General features: G+C 37.2%; 18 protein-coding genes. 10 read left to right on the forward strand and 8 right to left on the reverse strand.

Features of this window, described 5'->3' with window-relative positions:
• Nucleotides 1–11 precede the first annotated feature (11 nt).
• Nucleotides 12–3,143, reverse strand: coding sequence for a UvrD-helicase domain-containing protein (locus tag I6U50_RS10175; protein WP_198638755.1), 3,132 nt, complete (start codon nt 3,141–3,143; stop codon nt 12–14).
• A gap of 169 nt (nt 3,144–3,312) precedes the next feature.
• Here I6U50_RS10175 and I6U50_RS10180 point away from each other — a divergent pair, with 169 nt between their 5' ends.
• The gene (locus tag I6U50_RS10180; protein WP_193711915.1) at nt 3,313–3,921 is read left to right on the forward strand and encodes a superoxide dismutase; all 609 of its coding nucleotides are present in this window, start codon (nt 3,313–3,315) and stop codon (nt 3,919–3,921) included.
• A 502-nt stretch (nt 3,922–4,423) separates the two neighbouring features.
• On the opposite strand, the gene I6U50_RS10185 is transcribed toward I6U50_RS10180, so the two are convergent.
• The 4 genes from I6U50_RS10185 to purN form a co-directional block, all read right to left on the reverse strand.
• Nucleotides 4,424–6,322: an amidophosphoribosyltransferase gene (locus I6U50_RS10185; protein WP_193711916.1), complete on the reverse strand. Its 1,899-nt coding sequence runs from the start codon at nt 6,320–6,322 to the stop codon at nt 4,424–4,426.
• Between the two features lie 60 nt (nt 6,323–6,382).
• On the reverse strand, nt 6,383–7,306 hold the full coding sequence (locus I6U50_RS10190; protein WP_193711917.1) for a PfkB family carbohydrate kinase: 924 nt from the start codon (nt 7,304–7,306) through the stop codon (nt 6,383–6,385).
• 175 nt (nt 7,307–7,481) lie between these two features.
• On the reverse strand, nt 7,482–7,949 hold the full coding sequence (rnhA, locus tag I6U50_RS10195; RefSeq protein WP_193711918.1) for a ribonuclease HI: 468 nt from the start codon (nt 7,947–7,949) through the stop codon (nt 7,482–7,484).
• The gene (gene purN, locus I6U50_RS10200) at nt 7,949–8,548 is read right to left on the reverse strand and encodes a phosphoribosylglycinamide formyltransferase (protein WP_198628850.1); all 600 of its coding nucleotides are present in this window, start codon (nt 8,546–8,548) and stop codon (nt 7,949–7,951) included. The genes rnhA and purN overlap by 1 nt, the downstream gene beginning before the upstream one ends.
• A 148-nt stretch (nt 8,549–8,696) precedes the next feature.
• Here purN and I6U50_RS10205 point away from each other — a divergent pair, with 148 nt between their 5' ends.
• The 5 genes from I6U50_RS10205 to pyk all read left to right on the forward strand — a co-directional run bounded on the left by I6U50_RS10205 (nt 8,697) and on the right by pyk (nt 12,980).
• A complete protein-coding gene (locus I6U50_RS10205) occupies nt 8,697–8,933 on the forward strand; it encodes an acyl carrier protein (protein ID WP_013069791.1) in 237 nt (78 codons plus the stop codon).
• A 16-nt stretch (nt 8,934–8,949) separates the two neighbouring features.
• Nucleotides 8,950–10,203, forward strand: a complete 1,254-nt coding sequence (gene fabF, locus I6U50_RS10210; RefSeq protein ID WP_193711920.1) for a beta-ketoacyl-ACP synthase II — start codon at nt 8,950–8,952, stop codon at nt 10,201–10,203.
• A gap of 11 nt (nt 10,204–10,214) precedes the next feature.
• Nucleotides 10,215–10,946 (forward strand): ribonuclease III, encoded by a 732-nt coding sequence (rnc, locus tag I6U50_RS10215; protein ID WP_193711921.1) that lies wholly within the window; start codon nt 10,215–10,217, stop codon nt 10,944–10,946.
• Between the two features lie 115 nt (nt 10,947–11,061).
• Nucleotides 11,062–11,550, forward strand: a complete 489-nt coding sequence (locus tag I6U50_RS10220; RefSeq protein ID WP_193711922.1) for an IPExxxVDY family protein — start codon at nt 11,062–11,064, stop codon at nt 11,548–11,550.
• A complete protein-coding gene (gene pyk, locus I6U50_RS10225; protein WP_198638756.1) occupies nt 11,550–12,980 on the forward strand; it encodes a pyruvate kinase in 1,431 nt (476 codons plus the stop codon). Before I6U50_RS10220 ends, pyk begins: the two co-directional genes overlap by 1 nt.
• Before the next feature lie 190 nt (nt 12,981–13,170).
• Here the strand turns inward: pyk and dinB are convergent, their stop codons facing one another.
• Complete coding sequence (gene dinB / locus I6U50_RS10230; protein WP_198638757.1) at nt 13,171–14,274, reverse strand: DNA polymerase IV; 1,104 nt, start codon at nt 14,272–14,274, stop codon at nt 13,171–13,173.
• Nucleotides 14,275–14,567: 293 nt separating this feature from the next.
• Here dinB and I6U50_RS10235 point away from each other — a divergent pair, with 293 nt between their 5' ends.
• The 4 genes from I6U50_RS10235 to I6U50_RS10250 are packed head-to-tail and all read left to right on the forward strand — an operon-like array spanning nt 14,568 to nt 16,526.
• Nucleotides 14,568–15,233: an NAD(P)H-binding protein gene (locus I6U50_RS10235; protein WP_193711925.1), complete on the forward strand. Its 666-nt coding sequence runs from the start codon at nt 14,568–14,570 to the stop codon at nt 15,231–15,233.
• Complete coding sequence (locus tag I6U50_RS10240; RefSeq protein ID WP_198638758.1) at nt 15,234–15,701, forward strand: CYTH domain-containing protein; 468 nt, start codon at nt 15,234–15,236, stop codon at nt 15,699–15,701.
• 10 nt (nt 15,702–15,711) lie between these two features.
• Entirely contained in the window at nt 15,712–16,212 is a 501-nt protein-coding gene (locus tag I6U50_RS10245) for a YciI family protein (protein WP_198638759.1), read from the forward strand.
• A gap of 32 nt (nt 16,213–16,244) precedes the next feature.
• Complete coding sequence (locus tag I6U50_RS10250) at nt 16,245–16,526, forward strand: GNAT family N-acetyltransferase (RefSeq protein WP_198638760.1); 282 nt, start codon at nt 16,245–16,247, stop codon at nt 16,524–16,526.
• A gap of 67 nt (nt 16,527–16,593) precedes the next feature.
• Here I6U50_RS10250 and trxA read toward each other — a convergent pair whose 3' ends face one another.
• Together trxA and I6U50_RS10260 are read right to left on the reverse strand one after the other, a co-directional pair.
• Complete coding sequence (trxA, locus tag I6U50_RS10255; protein ID WP_198638761.1) at nt 16,594–16,893, reverse strand: thioredoxin; 300 nt, start codon at nt 16,891–16,893, stop codon at nt 16,594–16,596.
• A gap of 134 nt (nt 16,894–17,027) precedes the next feature.
• A complete protein-coding gene (locus I6U50_RS10260; RefSeq protein ID WP_193711931.1) occupies nt 17,028–18,434 on the reverse strand; it encodes an efflux transporter outer membrane subunit in 1,407 nt (468 codons plus the stop codon).

An 18,434-nucleotide genomic window follows, 5' to 3' on the forward strand; every position in this document is an offset into this window, starting at 1 on the left:
TTACATTTCTTTTATACAAGGCGCACATTTAGCCTTTTATTTGTATACACAAGATTTTTACTGTTTACCGTATAACCCATGTCCTCCAAAACCTTAGCATAATTATTAATTTGTTTTTCGTGGGTAATATTAAACTTCCCGGTTTTGTAATCTATAATGTCCACTTGATTTCCCGAAAAATTAATTCTATCTGGTCTTAGCCTTTTGCCATCGGGAGTTAAAATATCCCGTTCATTATAATTTTTTGCTTCTTTGGTATAAAATGATAAAAGTTGTGGATGATTGGTGATTTCATAAAGTAAGACCTCTATTTTTTCTGCCGAATCTTTAGTAATTACACCTTCATTTACCGCCTGTTCAACAACCGGTTTAACCTGTTCTTTATAGTTGATTTTTGCCAGTAACTCGTGTAAAATTTCTCCTTTTTCAATCGCTTCTTCTTGTTTGCTGTCCCAAAGCATTCCCGATTTCGTAACGATATTAACCGCTTGATTTTGTGTTGCAGAAGAGTAAAAACTTTCTAAAACAATATTTTTAGAATTTGTTTCTTTTGAAGTATCAGGATTTGCTATTTCCCCAAATTCATAGGTGTTTTTATTAACATCCCACTTTCCGATTTCTTTTAAAAAGCCAATTAATAAGCCTGATGTCTTATGAGCTTTTTCATTGCCTTTTGCATCTATTTCCTTTTTGCTTAAAAGATAGAGTTGTTGCGAGGCACGCGTGCAGGCTACATACAGAACATTTAGTGTATCCAGCTCTTTTTGATAAATTAAGTTGGAGTAAATGTTTGAAGCCTTTGGACCCCAATTTAGCATTTTGTCTGTTGCGCTTAAATAGTTTACAGGAATATCATCTAAAGGTGGTTCCATGGGAAGCCAAACTGAATCCATTCGTGTGCTTTTGGAATCTGAATTTGCATAGGGGTAAATTACCACCGGGAACTCCAGGCCTTTAGATTTATGAATGGTCATTATTTGTACAGCATCTTCAGCTTTAGGAACCACTATACTTAAATTTTCTACCTCCTGTTTCCATAAATCAATAAAATCGGCTATTCCGGCAGTAGCCTTTTGCGTACTTTCAAAGATAAAATCAAGAAAAAACTGAACATAAGCATTAGAAGTCTTTACAAGTGAGAAACATCTAATAATATACTCGGCGGCTTCGTAGACAGAAAGTTGCTGTATTTCGTCCAGGTTAAAATTGATATTATAGTCTTTTAACCAATTAAAAAATAGTTTTCCGTCTTTTGGCAAATTAGCCGAAATAATAGGGTAGCGGTCTTCTATTTGTAGAAAATTGGCAAGAAAATCAAAAAGTTCAAGTTTTAAGTTGTTGTCTTTAGGATTTAGAGAGAATTCCAGTAAATGAGCAATAAAATTTACCTCCGGCGAATTCCCCACAAGCAAAGTTTCTGATGAAACCACCGGAACTTTATGTTCACTTAAATAATTTGCAATCGTAACCCCTTCTTTCTTTTTACGGGTTAAGATGCAGATATCCCCTTTTTTAAAATTCTCATGCTCCAGGTTTTGAATGATTTCCAGAATTTTTTCTGGATAGATCTCATCTTCTTCTGTAGAATTTTCAGCCTCTATAAAATCGATGTTTACATAACCAAAGTCTCCTGCCTGCGGACTTTGATTGCTTTCCTTGAATAAATTAGAGTAAGAAGGGTTTTGTAAAGTGCCCGCTGCATAATTAAATAAACTATTGTTGAAGTTTACAATTTGGCTTCCGCTGCGATAATTATTGGGAAGGTTTTCTACCTGCTTTTCTATACTAAAGGGGTTTGTATCCAAACACAGGTCTATAAATTGCTCGGCTTTTCCACCGCGCCACCTGTAAATTGATTGTTTAGCGTCACCTACAAGCATGGCATTGGCAGAATCCTGCGCGTTTTCTGAAGAAAGCTTATGGTCTATTAGAGGGATAAGGTTTTCCCACTGCATCTGTGAGGTATCCTGAAATTCATCTATAAAATAGTTTTGATAACGTTCCCCAAGTCTTTCGTAAATAAATGGAGCTGGCTGGTCTTTAACCTGGGCACTAATTTTAGGATTGAATTCTGAAATAAGAATTAGGTTTCGCTCTTTTTTTATAAGCTCTACTTCCTGGTTTATCGCATTGAGTAGCGAAAGTTGGGTTAGGTTCTTTTTGATGGCTTCTAGAAAATCAAGATTTAGATAAGCTCTTTTAGAAAGCTCAAAAAGGCTAACAATAAGTGGCTGAATACCGTCTAATGAATCTTTTACAGCTTGATTTTTATTAGATTTAGCATAAAGGGGGTCGCTTTCCAGTTTTATCATCCAGGCTTTTTCAAAGCCATCTATAGTTTTTTGATCTCTTAATTTTACAAAGTGTTTATAAACCAAACCACGACTAAAGTCTTTTTCTTCAATATTATTGCTTTCAACAAGCTCAAAAAATTCTGAACTGGTTTCTGCAATAATAGCTTTGGTTTTTTTAATTTCTAAACTGATTTTTTCCTTGAATTTTTGAAAATCTTCAGTAGTTTTTCCTTTGAGTTTTTTTAAGGCTTCCTGGTGGTTTTCCCCAATGAGCAATTCAGAAATTTCAAATAAATCTTTAGCAATATCCCAGCTTTTATCATCATCGGTTTTATTGATGGCAAAAGCCACCAGAACCTTTGTGAGATCTTTATGAGTCCCAGCTTTGGCAATAAGTTTATCTACTGCCTCTAAAAGAATTTGTCGCGTATTAAGTGCGATCTCAAAATTTACAGGTAAGCCTAGATCTTTGGCAAAAGTTCTAAGAACCCGGTGGGTAAACCCATCTATGGTAGATACTTCAAAGGCCGCGTAATTGTGGATAATGCTTTTAAGGATTTTTGCAGCTTTAACTTTAAGTAACACCTCAGTTAGCCCGGTTTCTTTAGCAACAGCTTTAAAGAGCGGATTATTTTCAGAAGTCGTCTCTTCGTCAGTAAAGCTTCTTAAGCTACTAATAATTCTAGACTTCATCTCATCTACCGCCTTGTTGGTAAATGTGATGGCCAAAATGTTTCTATAAGCGTCGTTTTTTTCGCTTTTAAGTAATAAAAGTAAATATTCCTTGACCAGGGTGAAAGTTTTTCCCGATCCTGCAGAGGCATTATAAATGGTGAAATTGTTTGTCAAAAAAAGAATTTGGTATTTGTGAGTTTTTTCAATTTTAAAGGTAAAATAAAAATGTTTGTTGGTTTATATAGGCTTTTAAGTATTTTATAACACTAAAATGTTTTGATTAAATCGCTTAATACCTAAATTTGATCGAATTTAATACTAATCACTAAAAAAATATATTCAAATGGCTTTTGAGTTACCAAAGTTAAAATATGCTTTTGATGCATTAGAACCACATATAGATGCGAAAACCATGGAGATTCACCACGGGAAGCACCACGCAGGTTATACCAGTAAATTAAACGCTGCGATTGAAGGTACAGACCTTGAAGGAAAGACTATAGAAAATATCCTTGAAAATCTTGATAAATCGAATAATGCTGTAAGAAACAACGGTGGAGGTTTTTATAACCATAGGTTGTTTTGGGATATTATGTCTCCAGATGGTGGAGGAAAACCAGAAGGCGAACTTGCTAAAGCAATAGATGCCGCTTACGGTTCTTTTGAAGCTTTCAAAGATGAATTTTCTAAAGCAGCTGCAGGACAATTTGGTTCTGGATGGGCGTGGCTTTGTGTTCATGAAGGCGGAAAAGTAGAAATTTGTTCTACTCCAAATCAGGATAACCCTTTAATGCCAGGAATTGGGTGTGGAGGAACTCCTATCTTAGGATTGGACGTTTGGGAACACGCATATTACCTAAACTACCAAAACCGTCGCCCAGATTATATTGACGCTTTCTTTAATGTTATTGACTGGAAAGAAGTTGGAAGCAGATATGCTAAACAGAAATAAAAAATAGTTATTTCTATAATATTAAAAAGGCCGCCATTAGTGCGGCCTTTTTTATTGGTGCCGCCAAAGGCTGTAATACCTTGAGGTAGTATACTTAATTTTATCAATAAAAAAAGGCGGGAATAAACCCACCTTTTTTTGCCCCAAATCTACCATGAACTTAACCTACTTATGTTATGGTGATTCTAAAGTAGAGTGAATAAATCTTGATTACAAGTTTTTTAGATGAAAGGGCTATTTTCTTGTTAAAGTATTGATAGTGAGGGGGAATTGTAAGAAAAAATGAATTTTATGTACGTTGTATCGTGGGAAAAACTTTTTGGATGAAAGCTTTAGAAAATACAAAGGGCATAAAAAAAGGCAGATCATAGATCCACCTTTCTTTGCCCCAAATCTACCATGAACTTAACCTACTTATGTTTATGGTTCTGCTAATGTATGTAAAGTTTGTCCTGCTAGAAATCATTTTAGATGAAAGGCAGAAATACTAGTTAAAATGCATTTAGTAGGCTCTACCCTCGTTACCTTCATAAAAATTAATGAAAGCTCTATTCACAACCCGGTTACCTCCAAAGGTTGGATAGTTCCCTGTAAAATACCAATCTCCAAGATTTTTAGGGCAAGCCTTATGTAAATTATCTACAGTTTGGTAAATCACTTTTACCTTGGCATTTACATCGGTATCGCAAAGCAATTCTGAAATTTTATCTGAAATCTGTTCATCAGTAAAAGGTTCGTAAATTTCTTTTACAAAATTTTTCACTTCTTCATCGGCCAGGTTCACCTGTAGTTTACATTTTTCATATACTTTTTCTACGATATCATACTGGTTGTTATCTTTTAGAAGCTCTAGTGCTGCTCTAAAAGCTACAAGACCTTCCAGGCGTGCCATGTCAATTCCATAACAATCAGGATAGCGAATTTGCGGTGCTGAAGAGACTACTACAATTTGTTTGGGGTTTAACCTGTCCATCATTTTAATGATGCTTTTCTTTAAAGTGGTTCCCCTTACAATGCTATCGTCTATAATAACCAGGCTGTCTTCGGGTTTAATCACTCCATAAGTTACATCGTACACGTGGGCTACAAGATCGTCCCGGCTACTGTCTTCTGTAATAAAAGTTCTAAGCTTTACGTCTTTAATCGCAATTTTTTCGGTACGTAACCTATGAGCCAGGATTTCTTGCAATCTGGCATCGGTTAAAGTTTCTTTTTCGGCAAGAATAGCGTCATTCTTTTGCTTGTTAAGTTCGTCCTGTGCGGCTTCCACCATTCCATAGAAACTTGTTTCTGCTGTATTTGGAATAAAAGAGAAAACGGTATTTATGGTGTCGTGGTTTATAGACTTTAATACTTCGGGCATCAGTAAACGCCCAAGCATTTTACGTTCTTTATAAATCTCGGCATCACTTCCTCGTGAAAAATAAATACGCTCAAATGAACAGGCTTTTCGTTCTAAGGGTTCTAGAATTTTCTTAATATTTACCTCTCCACTCTTTTTGGTAATAATAGCATTTCCGGGAGGCAGCTCATGTACATCGTCAAAATTTACGTTGAAGGCAGTTTGAATTACCGGTCTTTCTGAAGCCACAACTACCACTTCGTCGTCTTTATAGTAATAGGCAGGCCTTATTCCGGCGGGATCTCGTAAAACAAAAGAGTCTCCGTGACCAAGCATCCCGGCCATCGCATAACCACCATCCCAGTTTTTGGAAGACTTTCTAAGAATTTTAGCGAGGTTTAATTTCTCTGCGATAAGAGGGGAAGCAGCTACTTTTGAAAAGCCTTGCTTTTTTAATTTTTTATAAAGTTTTTCTACTTCAGAGTCCAGGAAATGGCCAATTTTTTCCATTACGGTAACGGTATCTGCTTTTTCTTTTGGGTGCTGCCCAAGTTCTACCAGGTTATTAAAAAGCTGGTTTACGTTGGTCATATTAAAGTTTCCTGCCACAATTAGATTACGGTGCATCCAGTTGTTTTGTCTAAGGAACGGGTGTACACTTTCAATACTGTTTTTCCCGAAAGTTCCGTAGCGTACGTGCCCAAGGTAAACTTCACCTACATAAGGAATGTTCTTCTTTTGTAGGGCAACATCATCGGCATATTCGGGATTGGCTTTGATTTCGTCATTAATCCTGCCATTAATTTGTTCAAAAATATCCTGAATTGGCTGGGCTTCGTTAGATCTAATTCTACTAATATAGCGATCTCCGGGAGCGGTATTTAACTTGATATTGGCAAAACCGGCACCATCCTGGCCGCGGTTATGCTGCTTCTCCATCATTAAATACATTTTGTTTATTCCGTAAAAGGCAGTACCATATTTTTCTTTATAATACTCCAACGGTTTTAACAATCGTATTTGGGCAATCCCACATTCGTGTTTTAAGGCGTCACTCATAATTAAAGGATTTGAATCCTGTTTTATATAAAAAATGCCCTGAAAATTCAGGGCATAGGTTTAGGTTAATGCTATTTCAAACTGAGTTAATTTTTTGAACTCTTCAAGGCGCGAATCAACTTCTTTGCCTGAAAGCTCTTCCATTCTTTCGGTGCCGAATTTTTCAACACAGAAAGAAGCAAGGTTAGCCCCGTAAATAATAGCGTTTTTCATATTTTCAAAACTAATATTGCCAGACTTTGAAAGATAACCTGCAAAGCCTCCTGCAAATGTGTCTCCGGCGCCTGTAGGGTCAAAAACCTCTTCTAAAGGAAGGGCGGGAGCAAAAAATACCTGTTCTTCGTGGAATAATAATGCGCCGTGTTCTCCTTTTTTTATCACTACATATTTAGGCCCCATGGCAGCGATTTTTTTAGCAGCTTTTGCTAAAGAGTATTCTCCCGAAAGTTGCCTGGCTTCTTCATCATTAATAGTAATTACATCTACTTTGCTAATTACTTTCATCAAGTCTTCCAATGCATTGTCCATCCAAAAATTCATGGTGTCAAGAATGGCCAACTTTGGAGATTCTAGTTGTTCCAAAACGCTAAGCTGAACCAATGGATGTAAGTTGCCTAGCATTACAATCTCGGCATCTTTATAGTTAGCTGGTACTACCGGTTTAAAATCTGCCAGAACATTTAGTTGTGTGTCTAAAGTATCTCTGGAGTTAAGGTCGTTATGGTACCGGCCGCTCCAAAAGAAAGTTTTTCCACCGGGAACTACTTCAATTCCGTCTATATTTATATTGTTTTTAGTAAGCAGGTCCAGATATTCTTGTGGAAAATCGTCTCCCACAACAGATACTACTGCGCTGTCTACATTAAACTGTGAAGCCGAAAGCCCAATATAGGTTCCTGCGCCTCCAAGAATTTTATCGGTTTTTCCAAATGGAGTTTCAATAGCATCAAAGGCTACAGTGCCTACAATCAGTAATTTACTCATAGTTTTATTTAAAAAATGTGCTGCAAATATACAGTTTGTTTTTCAAGGGCTCAATCAAAATTACCCGATAATAGCGATTTAAATAGCAAGTATTCCGTATGAAAATACGCCTGGGTTTTTAATAATGCCTTTTAGGGCTTGCTTTAAAGGAACTTATCAAAAAATAAAGTTGAATCTAACTTTGTTGAAAACCTTCATCTATTAATAGTTTTTTTTCTTTTGAGGCCGCTACCGCTAAAGCATCACAACGTTCATTTTGTGGATGGTTGTTATGTCCTTTTATCCATTTAAAACTTACAGTGTGTTTTCGAATTTCTTTTAAAAGTTCTTTCCAGAGATCGGCGTTCTTTCGGTCTTTAAAATTTTTCTTTTCCCAACCAAAAACCCAATTTTTGTTTACGGCATCGGCCACATATTTTGAATCTGTAAAAACAATGGCTGTAATGCCGGGCTTTTTTAGCTTTTTTAAAGCATCAATTACCGCGAGTAATTCCATCCTGTTGTTGGTAGTGTGTTTAAAGCCTTTTGCAAATTCCTTGCGATAGCTTTTTCCTACCCATTCCATTACAATGCCGTAACCACCGGGGCCCGGATTTCCCCTTGCAGCACCATCGGTATAAATGTGCACCTGGGCTGTTTGCATTAATGCGATTTCTTTTGAAGTAATTGTTGAATAATTTCCGGAAAATGCTTGTATTCTAATTCGTGTATTTTTTCGGCAAGCGTTTCAGGAGTGTCGTCTTCTGAAATGTTTGTTTTAGCCTGAAAAATCACTTCTCCTTCATCGTAGTTTTCATTTACGAAATGAATGCTGATGCCGCTTTCTTTTTCCTTATTTTCAATAATGGCTTTATGCACATTCATACCATACATACCTTTTCCTCCATATTTTGGAAGCAGGGCAGGGTGAATGTTTATAATTTTACCGGGAAAGCTTTTTAAAATGTCCTGGGGAAAAATCCACATAAATCCGGCTAAGACAATTAAATCTGGATTTATATCTTCCAAAATATGCAGAACATCATAACTATTGTAGAGTGCGTCCCTATCAAAATGAAGCGCCTTAACATTTAAATTGTGGGCTCTTTTCAGCACTTTGGCCGACCGTTTATTGGAAAAGACCGCTACAACACTGGCATGAGGCGAGTTTTTAAAAAATTTAATAATATTTTCGGCATTGGTTCCGGAGCCGGAAGCAAATACAACTATTTTTTTTTGGTTAAAATCGGTTGGAGTGCTCAAAATAAGCTTGTTAACAATTATTAGAGTGTAAAATTAAGTCCTTTCAATGAAATTTATGTAAATTACAGCCACATTTTTAAAGTAAAAATCGGTTTTAAAATAAAGTTTTTTATTTTTGCCACCTAATCAAAATTTAAATAAAAATATTATGTCAGACATTGCATCAAGAGTAAAAGCGATTATCGTTGACAAATTAGGTGTTGACGAGAACGAGGTAGTTAATGAAGCGAGCTTCACAAACGACCTGGGTGCTGATTCATTGGACACTGTGGAATTGATCATGGAATTCGAAAAAGAATTCGACATCCAGATTCCTGATGACCAGGCTGAGAACATTGCCACAGTAGGTCAGGCAATTTCTTATATTGAAGACGCAAAAAAATAAAAAGAGTATAGACCATATGGAGTTAAAGCGAGTTGTAGTAACGGGGCTAGGAGCCCTAACCCCCATTGGTAACAATATTGAAGAATATTGGGAGGCTTTGGTAGCTGGAAAAAGTGGTGGTGCACCTATTACCTATTTCGATACTGAAAAATTCAAGACCAAATTCGCTTGTGAACTCAAAAATTTTGATCCGCTGGATTTCTTTGATCGCAAGGAAGTAAGAAGGCTGGACAGGTTTGCCCAATATGCCATCGTAGCTTCAGACGAAGCCATAAAAGATTCCGGCATCAACCTGGATACCGTAGATAAGTATCGGGTTGGTGTAATATGGGGGGCCGGAATTGGCGGATTGGAAACATTTCAGAATGAAGTTATAAATTTTGCTGAAGGGGATGGTACTCCAAGATTTAATCCTTTCTTTATTCCTAAGATGATTGCAGATATTGCCCCGGGTAATATCTCTATTCGTCATGGGTTTATGGGTGCAAATTACACTACTGTATCGGCCTGTGCATCGGCGGCCAACGCCATGATAGATGCCTTGAATAATATTAGGCTGGGGCATAGTGATATTATTGTATCTGGAGGTTCTGAAGCAGCGGTAACTTTGGCCGGTATGGGTGGTTTTAATGCTATGCATGCGCTTTCTACCCAAAACGACAATCCGGAAACGGCATCAAGACCTTTTGATGCTACCCGCGATGGTTTTGTTTTAGGAGAAGGTAGTGGGGCGCTTATTCTGGAAGAATATGAGCACGCAAAAGCCAGAGGAGCTAAGATTTATGCAGAAGTACTTGGAGGAGGTTTGTCTTCTGATGCTTATCATATGACGGCACCTCACCCTGAAGGAAATGGAGTGGTTGCGGTTATGGAGAATTGTCTAAGAAATGCAGGTATGAAGCCTGAAGATGTAGACGCCATTAATACGCACGGAACTTCTACTCCTCTAGGAGATGTGGCCGAATTGAAGGCTATAAGCAAAGTGTTTGGTGAACATGCCAAGACAATAAACATCAATTCAACAAAATCAATGACCGGGCATTTGCTGGGTGCTGCCGGAGCGGTAGAAGCTATTTCGGCAATTTTATCTATGCAACACGGTATAGTACCACCTACTATTAACCACGAGCATAAAGATGAGAATATTGATCCTGAATTGAACCTTACTTTAAACAAAGCTCAGAAACGAGATGTAAAAGTTGTTATGAGTAATACGTTTGGGTTTGGAGGGCACAACGCTTGTGTTTTATTTAAAAAGTATGATGAATAACCAAATATATTATGGGTGTTATTCGAAATATATTAAATTCCCGCTCTGGTAAAGGCGGGAATTTTTTTTCGGTTTTACATAAAATACTTGGTTTTAGGCCCAAGAACCTGCTTCATTACGAGAAGGCGTTTACCCACCGCTCCCTTAATATGAAAGATAAAAAGGGTAATGCTATAAACTTTGAACGTATGGAATTCCTGGGAGATGCCATATTAAGTGCGGTTATAGCTTCTCATCTTTTTAAAGCAGTCCCCGGGGGCAATGAAGGTTACCTCACCAAAATGCGTTCTAAGGTGGTTAGCCGGAAGCATTTAAATGAGCTGGGCAAAGACCTTAAGCTCATAGACCACGTACAAACCAATATTCCTAAAAATCAATTTGGCTCTAATATTCATGGAAATTTATTTGAGGCTTTAATTGGCGCCATATATCTTGATAGGGGATATAAGTATTGCAAACGCTTTATATACGAGCGTGTAATAGATCCTTATGTTGATATAGAACAATTGGAAGGCCGCGTAATAAGTTACAAAAGTCTTTTTATAGAATGGTGTCAAAAAGAAAAACGAGAGTTTGATTTTGAGGTTTATGAAGATACGGGCAATGACGATGTTAAACATTTTGCCGTAAAATTGAGGTTAGACGATAAGGTGGTGGCCAAGGCCAGAGCCACTTCTAAAAAGAAGGCAGAAGAAAAAACGGCAAAAAGAGCTTATTACGCGCTTCAAAATAAAATTACTTAAAATCATGAAAATTACTATAAACTAAAACGTTTTCGTATGTAATCGTAAAGTTTTGAAGAGATAAAGCTTCATTTTTCTCAATCTTAATCTTATCTTTAGCCTTAAATTAAAAGCTATGCAATTGCATAAAACGCTGCTTGAAGATGTTGAGGAAGACGATTTTGGATTAATTGCACTTTATGGTGATTTAGAAGATTATAAGATGGCTTATTTGCTAAATAAGTATCTTAAACTTCAATTAAAGAGAGAGCGCAGGGATTTAGATTTTAACCATAAACAGGTTAAAGCCTTTTATGCTCATTATTCTTTTAAAGACCTAAAAAATTTTAGATCTTATCATCTGGTGGCTAACAAATTTAAAGGAGAATCCAAAAAAGTATTAAGTTCAGGTTCATTGTTTGAAGAAGAAGAAGTTAGACCCCTGCAGGTAAACCTGGTGCCTGAGTATAAGAAGGTTGATTTCTTTCTTAAAATAGATGAAGAACTTAGTGAAAAAGACCTCAATTTACTTGTTAATGCCATAAGCCAGATACCACCGGTTAGAGCAGTTTATAAAATTGACACAGATTTACTGAAATCCAAACAAAATTTAATTTTTGAATAATGCCAACAAATAAGAAGACTAAAATAGTTGCTACCCTGGGACCGGCAACTAGTTCCAAAGAAACTTTAGATAAAATGCTCCAGGCCGGAGTAAATGTTTTTAGAATTAATTTTTCCCACGCCAATTATGATGATGTAAAAGAACGCATCCAAATGATTAGGGACCTTAATAAGGAGAAAGGTTACAATGCCGCTATTTTGGGAGATCTACAGGGCCCTAAACTTCGTGTTGGGGTAATGAAAGATGAAGTGGTTGTTGCCGAAGGCGATGAAATTGTTTTTGCAACCGGTAAAGAATTTAAGGGAACTGCAGAACGCGTTTATATGAATTATGAGACTTTTCCGCAAGATGTATCAGCGGGAGAGCGTATTCTTTTAGATGACGGAAAACTTATTTTTGAGGTATTAAGTTCTAATAAAAAAGATGAAGTTAAAACCCGTGTTATTCAGGGCGGACCTTTAAAATCTAAAAAGGGGGTGAACCTTCCAAACACTAACATCTCACTCCCCGCATTGACTGAAAAGGATGTGAAAGATGCGATTTTTGCCTGTGAGATGCAGGTAGATTGGATAGCACTATCTTTTGTACGTCACGCCGAAGATTTAAAGGAACTTCAGGAGTTAATTAAAAAGCATAGTGAATACAAAATACCTATTGTAGCTAAGATTGAAAAGCCTGAAGGTGTAGCCAATATAGATAAGATCGTAGCCTATTGTGATGGTCTTATGGTAGCCAGGGGAGACTTAGGTGTAGAGATACCTGCACAGGAAGTTCCTCTTATTCAAAAGAAATTAGTACTTACGGCTAAAAAAGCCCGAATCCCGGTAATTATTGCCACACAAATGATGGAAACCATGATCACCAGCCTTACCCCAACCAGGGCCGAGGTAAACGACGTGGCCAACTCTGTTATGGATGGTGCTGATGCGGTAATGCTTAGTGGGGAAACCTCGGTAGGACAATACCCGGTACAGGTAATTCAAAAAATGGCACAAATTCTGGTATCTGTAGAGAACTCGCCATTGATTAAAGTTCCTCACGACCCGCCACACGTACGTACCAAGCGGTATATTACAAAGGCGGTTTGTTACCACGCGGCACATATGGCCAACGAAATAAAAGCAAAGGCTATTTGTACCCTAACCAATAGTGGTTATACAGCCTTCCAGATTTCTGCCTGGAGGCCCGAAGCACATATTTTGGTGTTTACCTCTAATAATAGAATCTTATCACAACTAAGTTTACTTTGGGGGGTGAAGGCCTTCCATTACGATAAGTTTGTAAGTACCGATGAGACCATTGAAGATATTAACCGAATTGCAAAAGAAAAATCTTTTGTGGAAACGGGCGACTTTACCATTAACCTGGCAGCAATGCCTATAGGTGAAAAAGGAATGGTAAATACCTTAAGGGTTTCAGAGATAGAATAAGTTCTAGCTATTTTAAAAAGTAAGCCACGAATACATAATTAGTGAATTCGTGGCTTTTTGTATTGACAGCGACAATGGGCATAATGTCCCGAGACAGTTTAATCTGTAAATTTTTACTACTAAATTTAGAAAACAGGTTTCTACATTATTCGTATTTGGAATGATGGTTTATGCAGTCCAAAACGAAATTTTAAAACTCAAACTTTAACTGCACTTCTATTTTCTTTTCCTCCTTTGGTTTCTTTTCGTTCTTGTCCGTATTTAAATTGGAAAGCGAAATTCCCAAAAGTCGAACCGAATCTTTCATCTTTTCCTGATATAATAATTCTTTAGCGTTTTCAAGGATTAATTCTTTGCTGGAAATATAAAATGAAACGGTCTTGCTGCGGGTTTGTTGGGTAAAATCACTGTACTTAATTTTTAGGGTAATAGTTTTACCGGCAACCTTACTTTTTTTAAGTCGGCGTTCTATTTCTTCGGCGATATTTTCCAGCCTTTCCAACATAAAGATTTCCGAAGAGATATTTTCATTAAAAGTGCGTTCGGCACCCAACGATTTTCGTATGCGGTTTGGTTTGACCTCGCTTAAATGAATTCCGCGAACTACGTTAAAATAATGCGCACCGCTTTTCCCAAATTTTTCGGTTAGATATTCCAAGCTTTTGGTTTTTAGGTCTTTCCCGGTAAAAATGCCCAGCTTATACATTTTTTCGGCCGTTACTTTTCCCACGCCATGAAACTTCCTGATATCCAAAACCTCTAAAAAGGCTTCAACTTCCTCAGGGTTCACCGTTTTTTGCCCGTTTGGTTTATTAAAATCACTGGCGACTTTCGCAATAAACTTATTGATAGAGATCCCGGCCGAAGCATTTAAACCTGTTTTCTCTTTAATTTTCTCCCTAATTTCTTTCGCGATAAGGCTGGCGCTGGGATTTCCTTTCTTATTTTCGGTAACATCCAGGTAAGCTTCGTCTAAAGAAAGCGGTTCCACCAAATCTGTATATTCATAAAATATCTCCCTAATTTGCTGCGAAATTTCGCGGTAACGGTCAAAACGGGTTTTTACAAAAATTAGATGCGGGCAGTTGCGTTTTGCAATTACGCTGCTCATAGCGCTTTTTACGCCATATTTGCGAGCTTCATAACTTGCTGCACTAACAACCCCTCTTTCTGAAGTTCCGCCCACAGCAATGGCCTTACCTAGTAATTCGGGATTGTCCAGTTGTTCTACCGAAGCGTAGAAGGCATCCATGTCTATATGAATAATTTTGCGAATGGGAAGTTTTTGGCTCACTTTACAAATTTAGTGAAACTTCAACTTGTCGTGATATAAGAGACAGCAAATTGAATAGGTAAACTTATCTCCTGTGCAGGCAGGAATTTCTTTTTAAAATTAATTTTAGGTGAACCTTCACCCTTTTAACCAGGTATGCTTTCTTAAAGTTTCGTTAGGGCATAGGTAGAGATGGCTTATTTTGTTTATATTATTTATTGGCACCGCCAAAGGGTCTAATACCCCGAGGTAGTTTACCGAAAGCTATTATTGTTGCCAAAACAAATTAGTAACCAATTAAAAAAAAGAATACAATGCCAAAAACAGCAATAATTTTAGGAGCTACCGGACTTACCGGAGGAATTTTACTTCAGCAATTACTGGAAGACGAGCGCTATGAAAAGATTAAACTTTTCTCAAGAAACTCAGTAGAAGTAAAACACCCTAAAATTGAGGAACATTTAATAGACTTATTCAAACTGGAAGATTATAAAGATAAATTTAAGGCAGATGAGGTTTTTTGCTGTATAGGTACCACCAAAAGTAAAACACCAGATCACGAAACCTATACACGGATAGATCGCGGAATTCCAATTACCGCTGCGAAATTGAGTAAAGAGAATAATATTGATACTTTTCTTGTAATTTCTGCGCTGGGTGCCAATCCTAAAAGTAGGGTGTTTTATAATCGTACCAAGGGGAAGATGGAAAAAGAAGTCTTGGCGCAGCAAATTAAGAATACCTATATATTGCAGCCTTCGCTTATTACCGGTGAGCGAAAGGAGAGTAGGAGTTTTGAAAAAATAGGAAAAATAATGCTGAATTTTATTAATCCGTTTTTTCTTGGAACTTTACGAAAATATAAATCTATTTCAGCTGAAAGTATTGCCAAAGCCATGGTAGCCATTGCCAATTCACCTGAATTGGACGTGCAAAGAATACCTTCAGATGAAATTAAAAACATAGCACATAAAAATTAGATGCAGGAAATAGAACGTAAATACCTTGTCACTTCAAAAGATTTTAAAAGAGAAGCTTTTAAGAACTTCTTTATAAAACAAGGGTTTTTAAATAAAGATCCGCAGCGAACGGTTCGGCTAAGAATTACCAACGATACCGCTTTTTTAACGATTAAAGGAAAATCTTCGAAAAGTGGATTATCCCGATTTGAATGGGAAAAGGAAATTGATATTAAAGAAGCTGAAGCTCTTTTTAAGCTTTGTGAACCGGGTATTATAGAGAAAACCCGGTATTTGGTCCAAGCCGGGGAGTTTGTGTTTGAAATTGACGAATTTTATGGAGATAACGAAGGTTTAATCGTTGCCGAAATAGAACTTAATACAGAAGCCGATTCTTTTAAAAAGCCAGATTGGCTGGGAAAGGAAGTTACCGGAGACGTAAAATATTACAATTCGCAGTTAAGTGAAAAGCCTTTTAAAAATTGGTAGTCCTCACGTTATGAGAAAATTAATATACATATTCGTATTACCGCTTTTACTGGTTTCCTGTAACGAGCTACCCAAACAAAAACGTGGCTATCCGCGGGTTGAAAAAGGTGTGGAGGAGAGATCTAAAATCAATATAGATTCCGTAGAAAATGATCTAAAGCAAAAAGGCTATCAAACCTTTAGGTATAAAGCCGATGACACCACCTATTTAATGCAACAATATTATATGGTTTTTCTAAAAACCGGAGAAAATAGAAGTCAGGATTCTACCGAATTAGCTCGTTTGCAAAAGGAGCATTTGGCCTATTTAAGCAAGATGGCTAGTGAGGGCTATGCCAGTTTAATGGGGCCTTTTGGCGGTAACGGGGAAATTCGTGGAATTGCAGTTTATAATACCGCCACCCTGGAGGAAGCCGATAGTTTGGCCAGGCAGGACCCAATGGTGAAAGCTGGTAGGCTGGAGGTTGAGGTTAACCCGTGGTGGACCGCCAAAGGCGGAAAATTAAACTAAATTTTAATCAATTGAATTTAAAAATTTGAAGTATGAAGATTGAGCAAATAGATGAAGTTACCAAAGGATTTTTTAAGGCTGTAGAGTCTGGGAAACAAGCAGGGAAGATAGAATACACCTGGGCCGGAAAGAATAAATTTATAGTAGATCACACCGAAGTGAACCCAGAGTTTAAGGGAAAAGGTGTTGGTAAGAAATTGGTACAGGCAACGGTAAATTTTGCAAAAGAAAATAAGTTAAAAGTAATCCCTCTATGTCCATTTGCTAAAAGTGTGATTGAAAAAACATCGGAATTCCAGGAAGTACTTGCTTGATTTTTAATGATGTAACTATGAATAGTAACTCCCTTCCTGATTTAAAATTGATGTATTGTGATTTACATTATGACTTTGAATTGATAACTTCAATTATATCCGCCTTTTGCAATACCCCAGATTGTCTCCAAAGTTGCTGGCCATTTTTAAATAGAATCATGGTGGGAACTCCACGAACCTGATATTTTCCTGCCAGTTCCTGGTTTTTATCTACATCTATTTTTACAATTTTTACTGTATCGCCTAGTTCGGCTTTTACTTCTTTTAGAATTGGCGCAAGCGTTTTACAGGGGCCACACCAGGTTGCGTGAAAGTCGACCAATACGGCCTTTTCACCTTTTATAATATCATTAAAATTACTTTTCATAAGTCTTGGATTAAGCTTTTTTAAAGCTACTAAATTTCGTGCTTTAGTCGAAACCAAATTGTTTTTATAACAAAAAACAGCCACGAAATTCATCCCGTGACTGTCTTTTCAACAATTAACAAAAATTCAAAAAATTATTGCCAGCCTCCACCAAGGGCTTTATATAGGTTTACTATTGCGTTTAATTGATTGTACTCTGCATTAATTAAATTTAACCTTGAATTTAATGCGTTTTCTCTGGCGGTTAAAACTTCAAGATAATTGGCCAAACCATTATTCAGCAGTTCTTCTGAGTATCCGGAAGCTTTATTATAGGCTTCATATTCATTATTTAGTATTTCAATACGTTCTGTACTGGCAGTGTAATTAGAAAGTGCATCAGAAACTTCCCTACCGGCTACCAATATGGCTTTTTTAAAGTTCAGCAAAGCTTGTTGTTGCTGAGCCTGGGAAACTTCATACTGAGTTCTTATTTGCCTCTTGTTAATGATAGGTTGTAATAAAGACGCTCCTAAATTGGCAAAAAGAGAGTTTGCATTTAATAATTTATCTAACTCTAAACTTTGGAAACCTCCCGAGGCAGTTAACCTAAGAGAAGGGTAGAAGTTTGCCCGTGCTGCATTGGTAAGCTCAAAAGCGTTAATAAGCCCATATTCTGCGGCAATTACATCAGGCCTGTTTCTAAGAAGTTGAGAGGGTACACCGCTATTAAGCGAAGTGTTAATACGTTGCCTTGATAACTCACTTCGTTTTATATCCTGAGGCCCTTCGCCCAACAGAATGGCAAAAGAGTTTTCAAGCAAGCGAATTTGATTTTTAAGCTGTACCACTAAAGCTTCGGCTGTGTGCAACTGTGCCTTGGTTTGTTGTACACCAACCTCGGTAACATTACCGGCTTCTTTTAAAGCCTGTGTAGTTTCAAGGCTGCTTTTTCTATATTCAAGAGTTTGCTCTGAAATTCTAAGTTGTTCGTCCAGGCTAAGTAACTGGTAATAGTTACTGGCAATACTGGCAATAAGCTGTGTTTTAACCGCTTTATGGGCGGCTTCACTTTGCAAATAAGCAGCAGTAAAAGCCCGATCGTTACTTCTTATTTTCCCCCATATATCTGCTTCCCAGGAAAGGTTCCCGGTTACATCATATTGCGTGATGTTTCCGTTGAAAAAGGAACCAAATTGACTGTTTCTGGACAATATTTGGTGACTTACAGAAGGCCCTGCGCTTAAGGTTGGAAAATAACTTGCTTTCCCTTGCTTTACGTAAGCTTCAGCTGCCAGCATTTGCTGAATAGCAATTCTAATATCAATATTGTTTTCCAGCCCTTCTTCAATATGGCTTTTTAAAATAGGATCGGTGAAAATCTCCTGCCAGGAAATCATCGCAATATTTAAAGAGTCTTGCGGAAGTTTATCTGTTCTATAGAGTTCTTCCGAAATTTCTTCCAATTCAGGACGTTCGTACTCCTTGGCTGCAAAGCAGGAAACCAGTAGAAATGGTACGGCTCCTGCTAGCAACAATTTATATATTCTATTTTTTTTCAT

It is taken from the genome of Salegentibacter maritimus (assembly GCF_016236975.1).
Lineage (GTDB): Bacteria > Bacteroidota > Bacteroidia > Flavobacteriales > Flavobacteriaceae > Salegentibacter > Salegentibacter maritimus.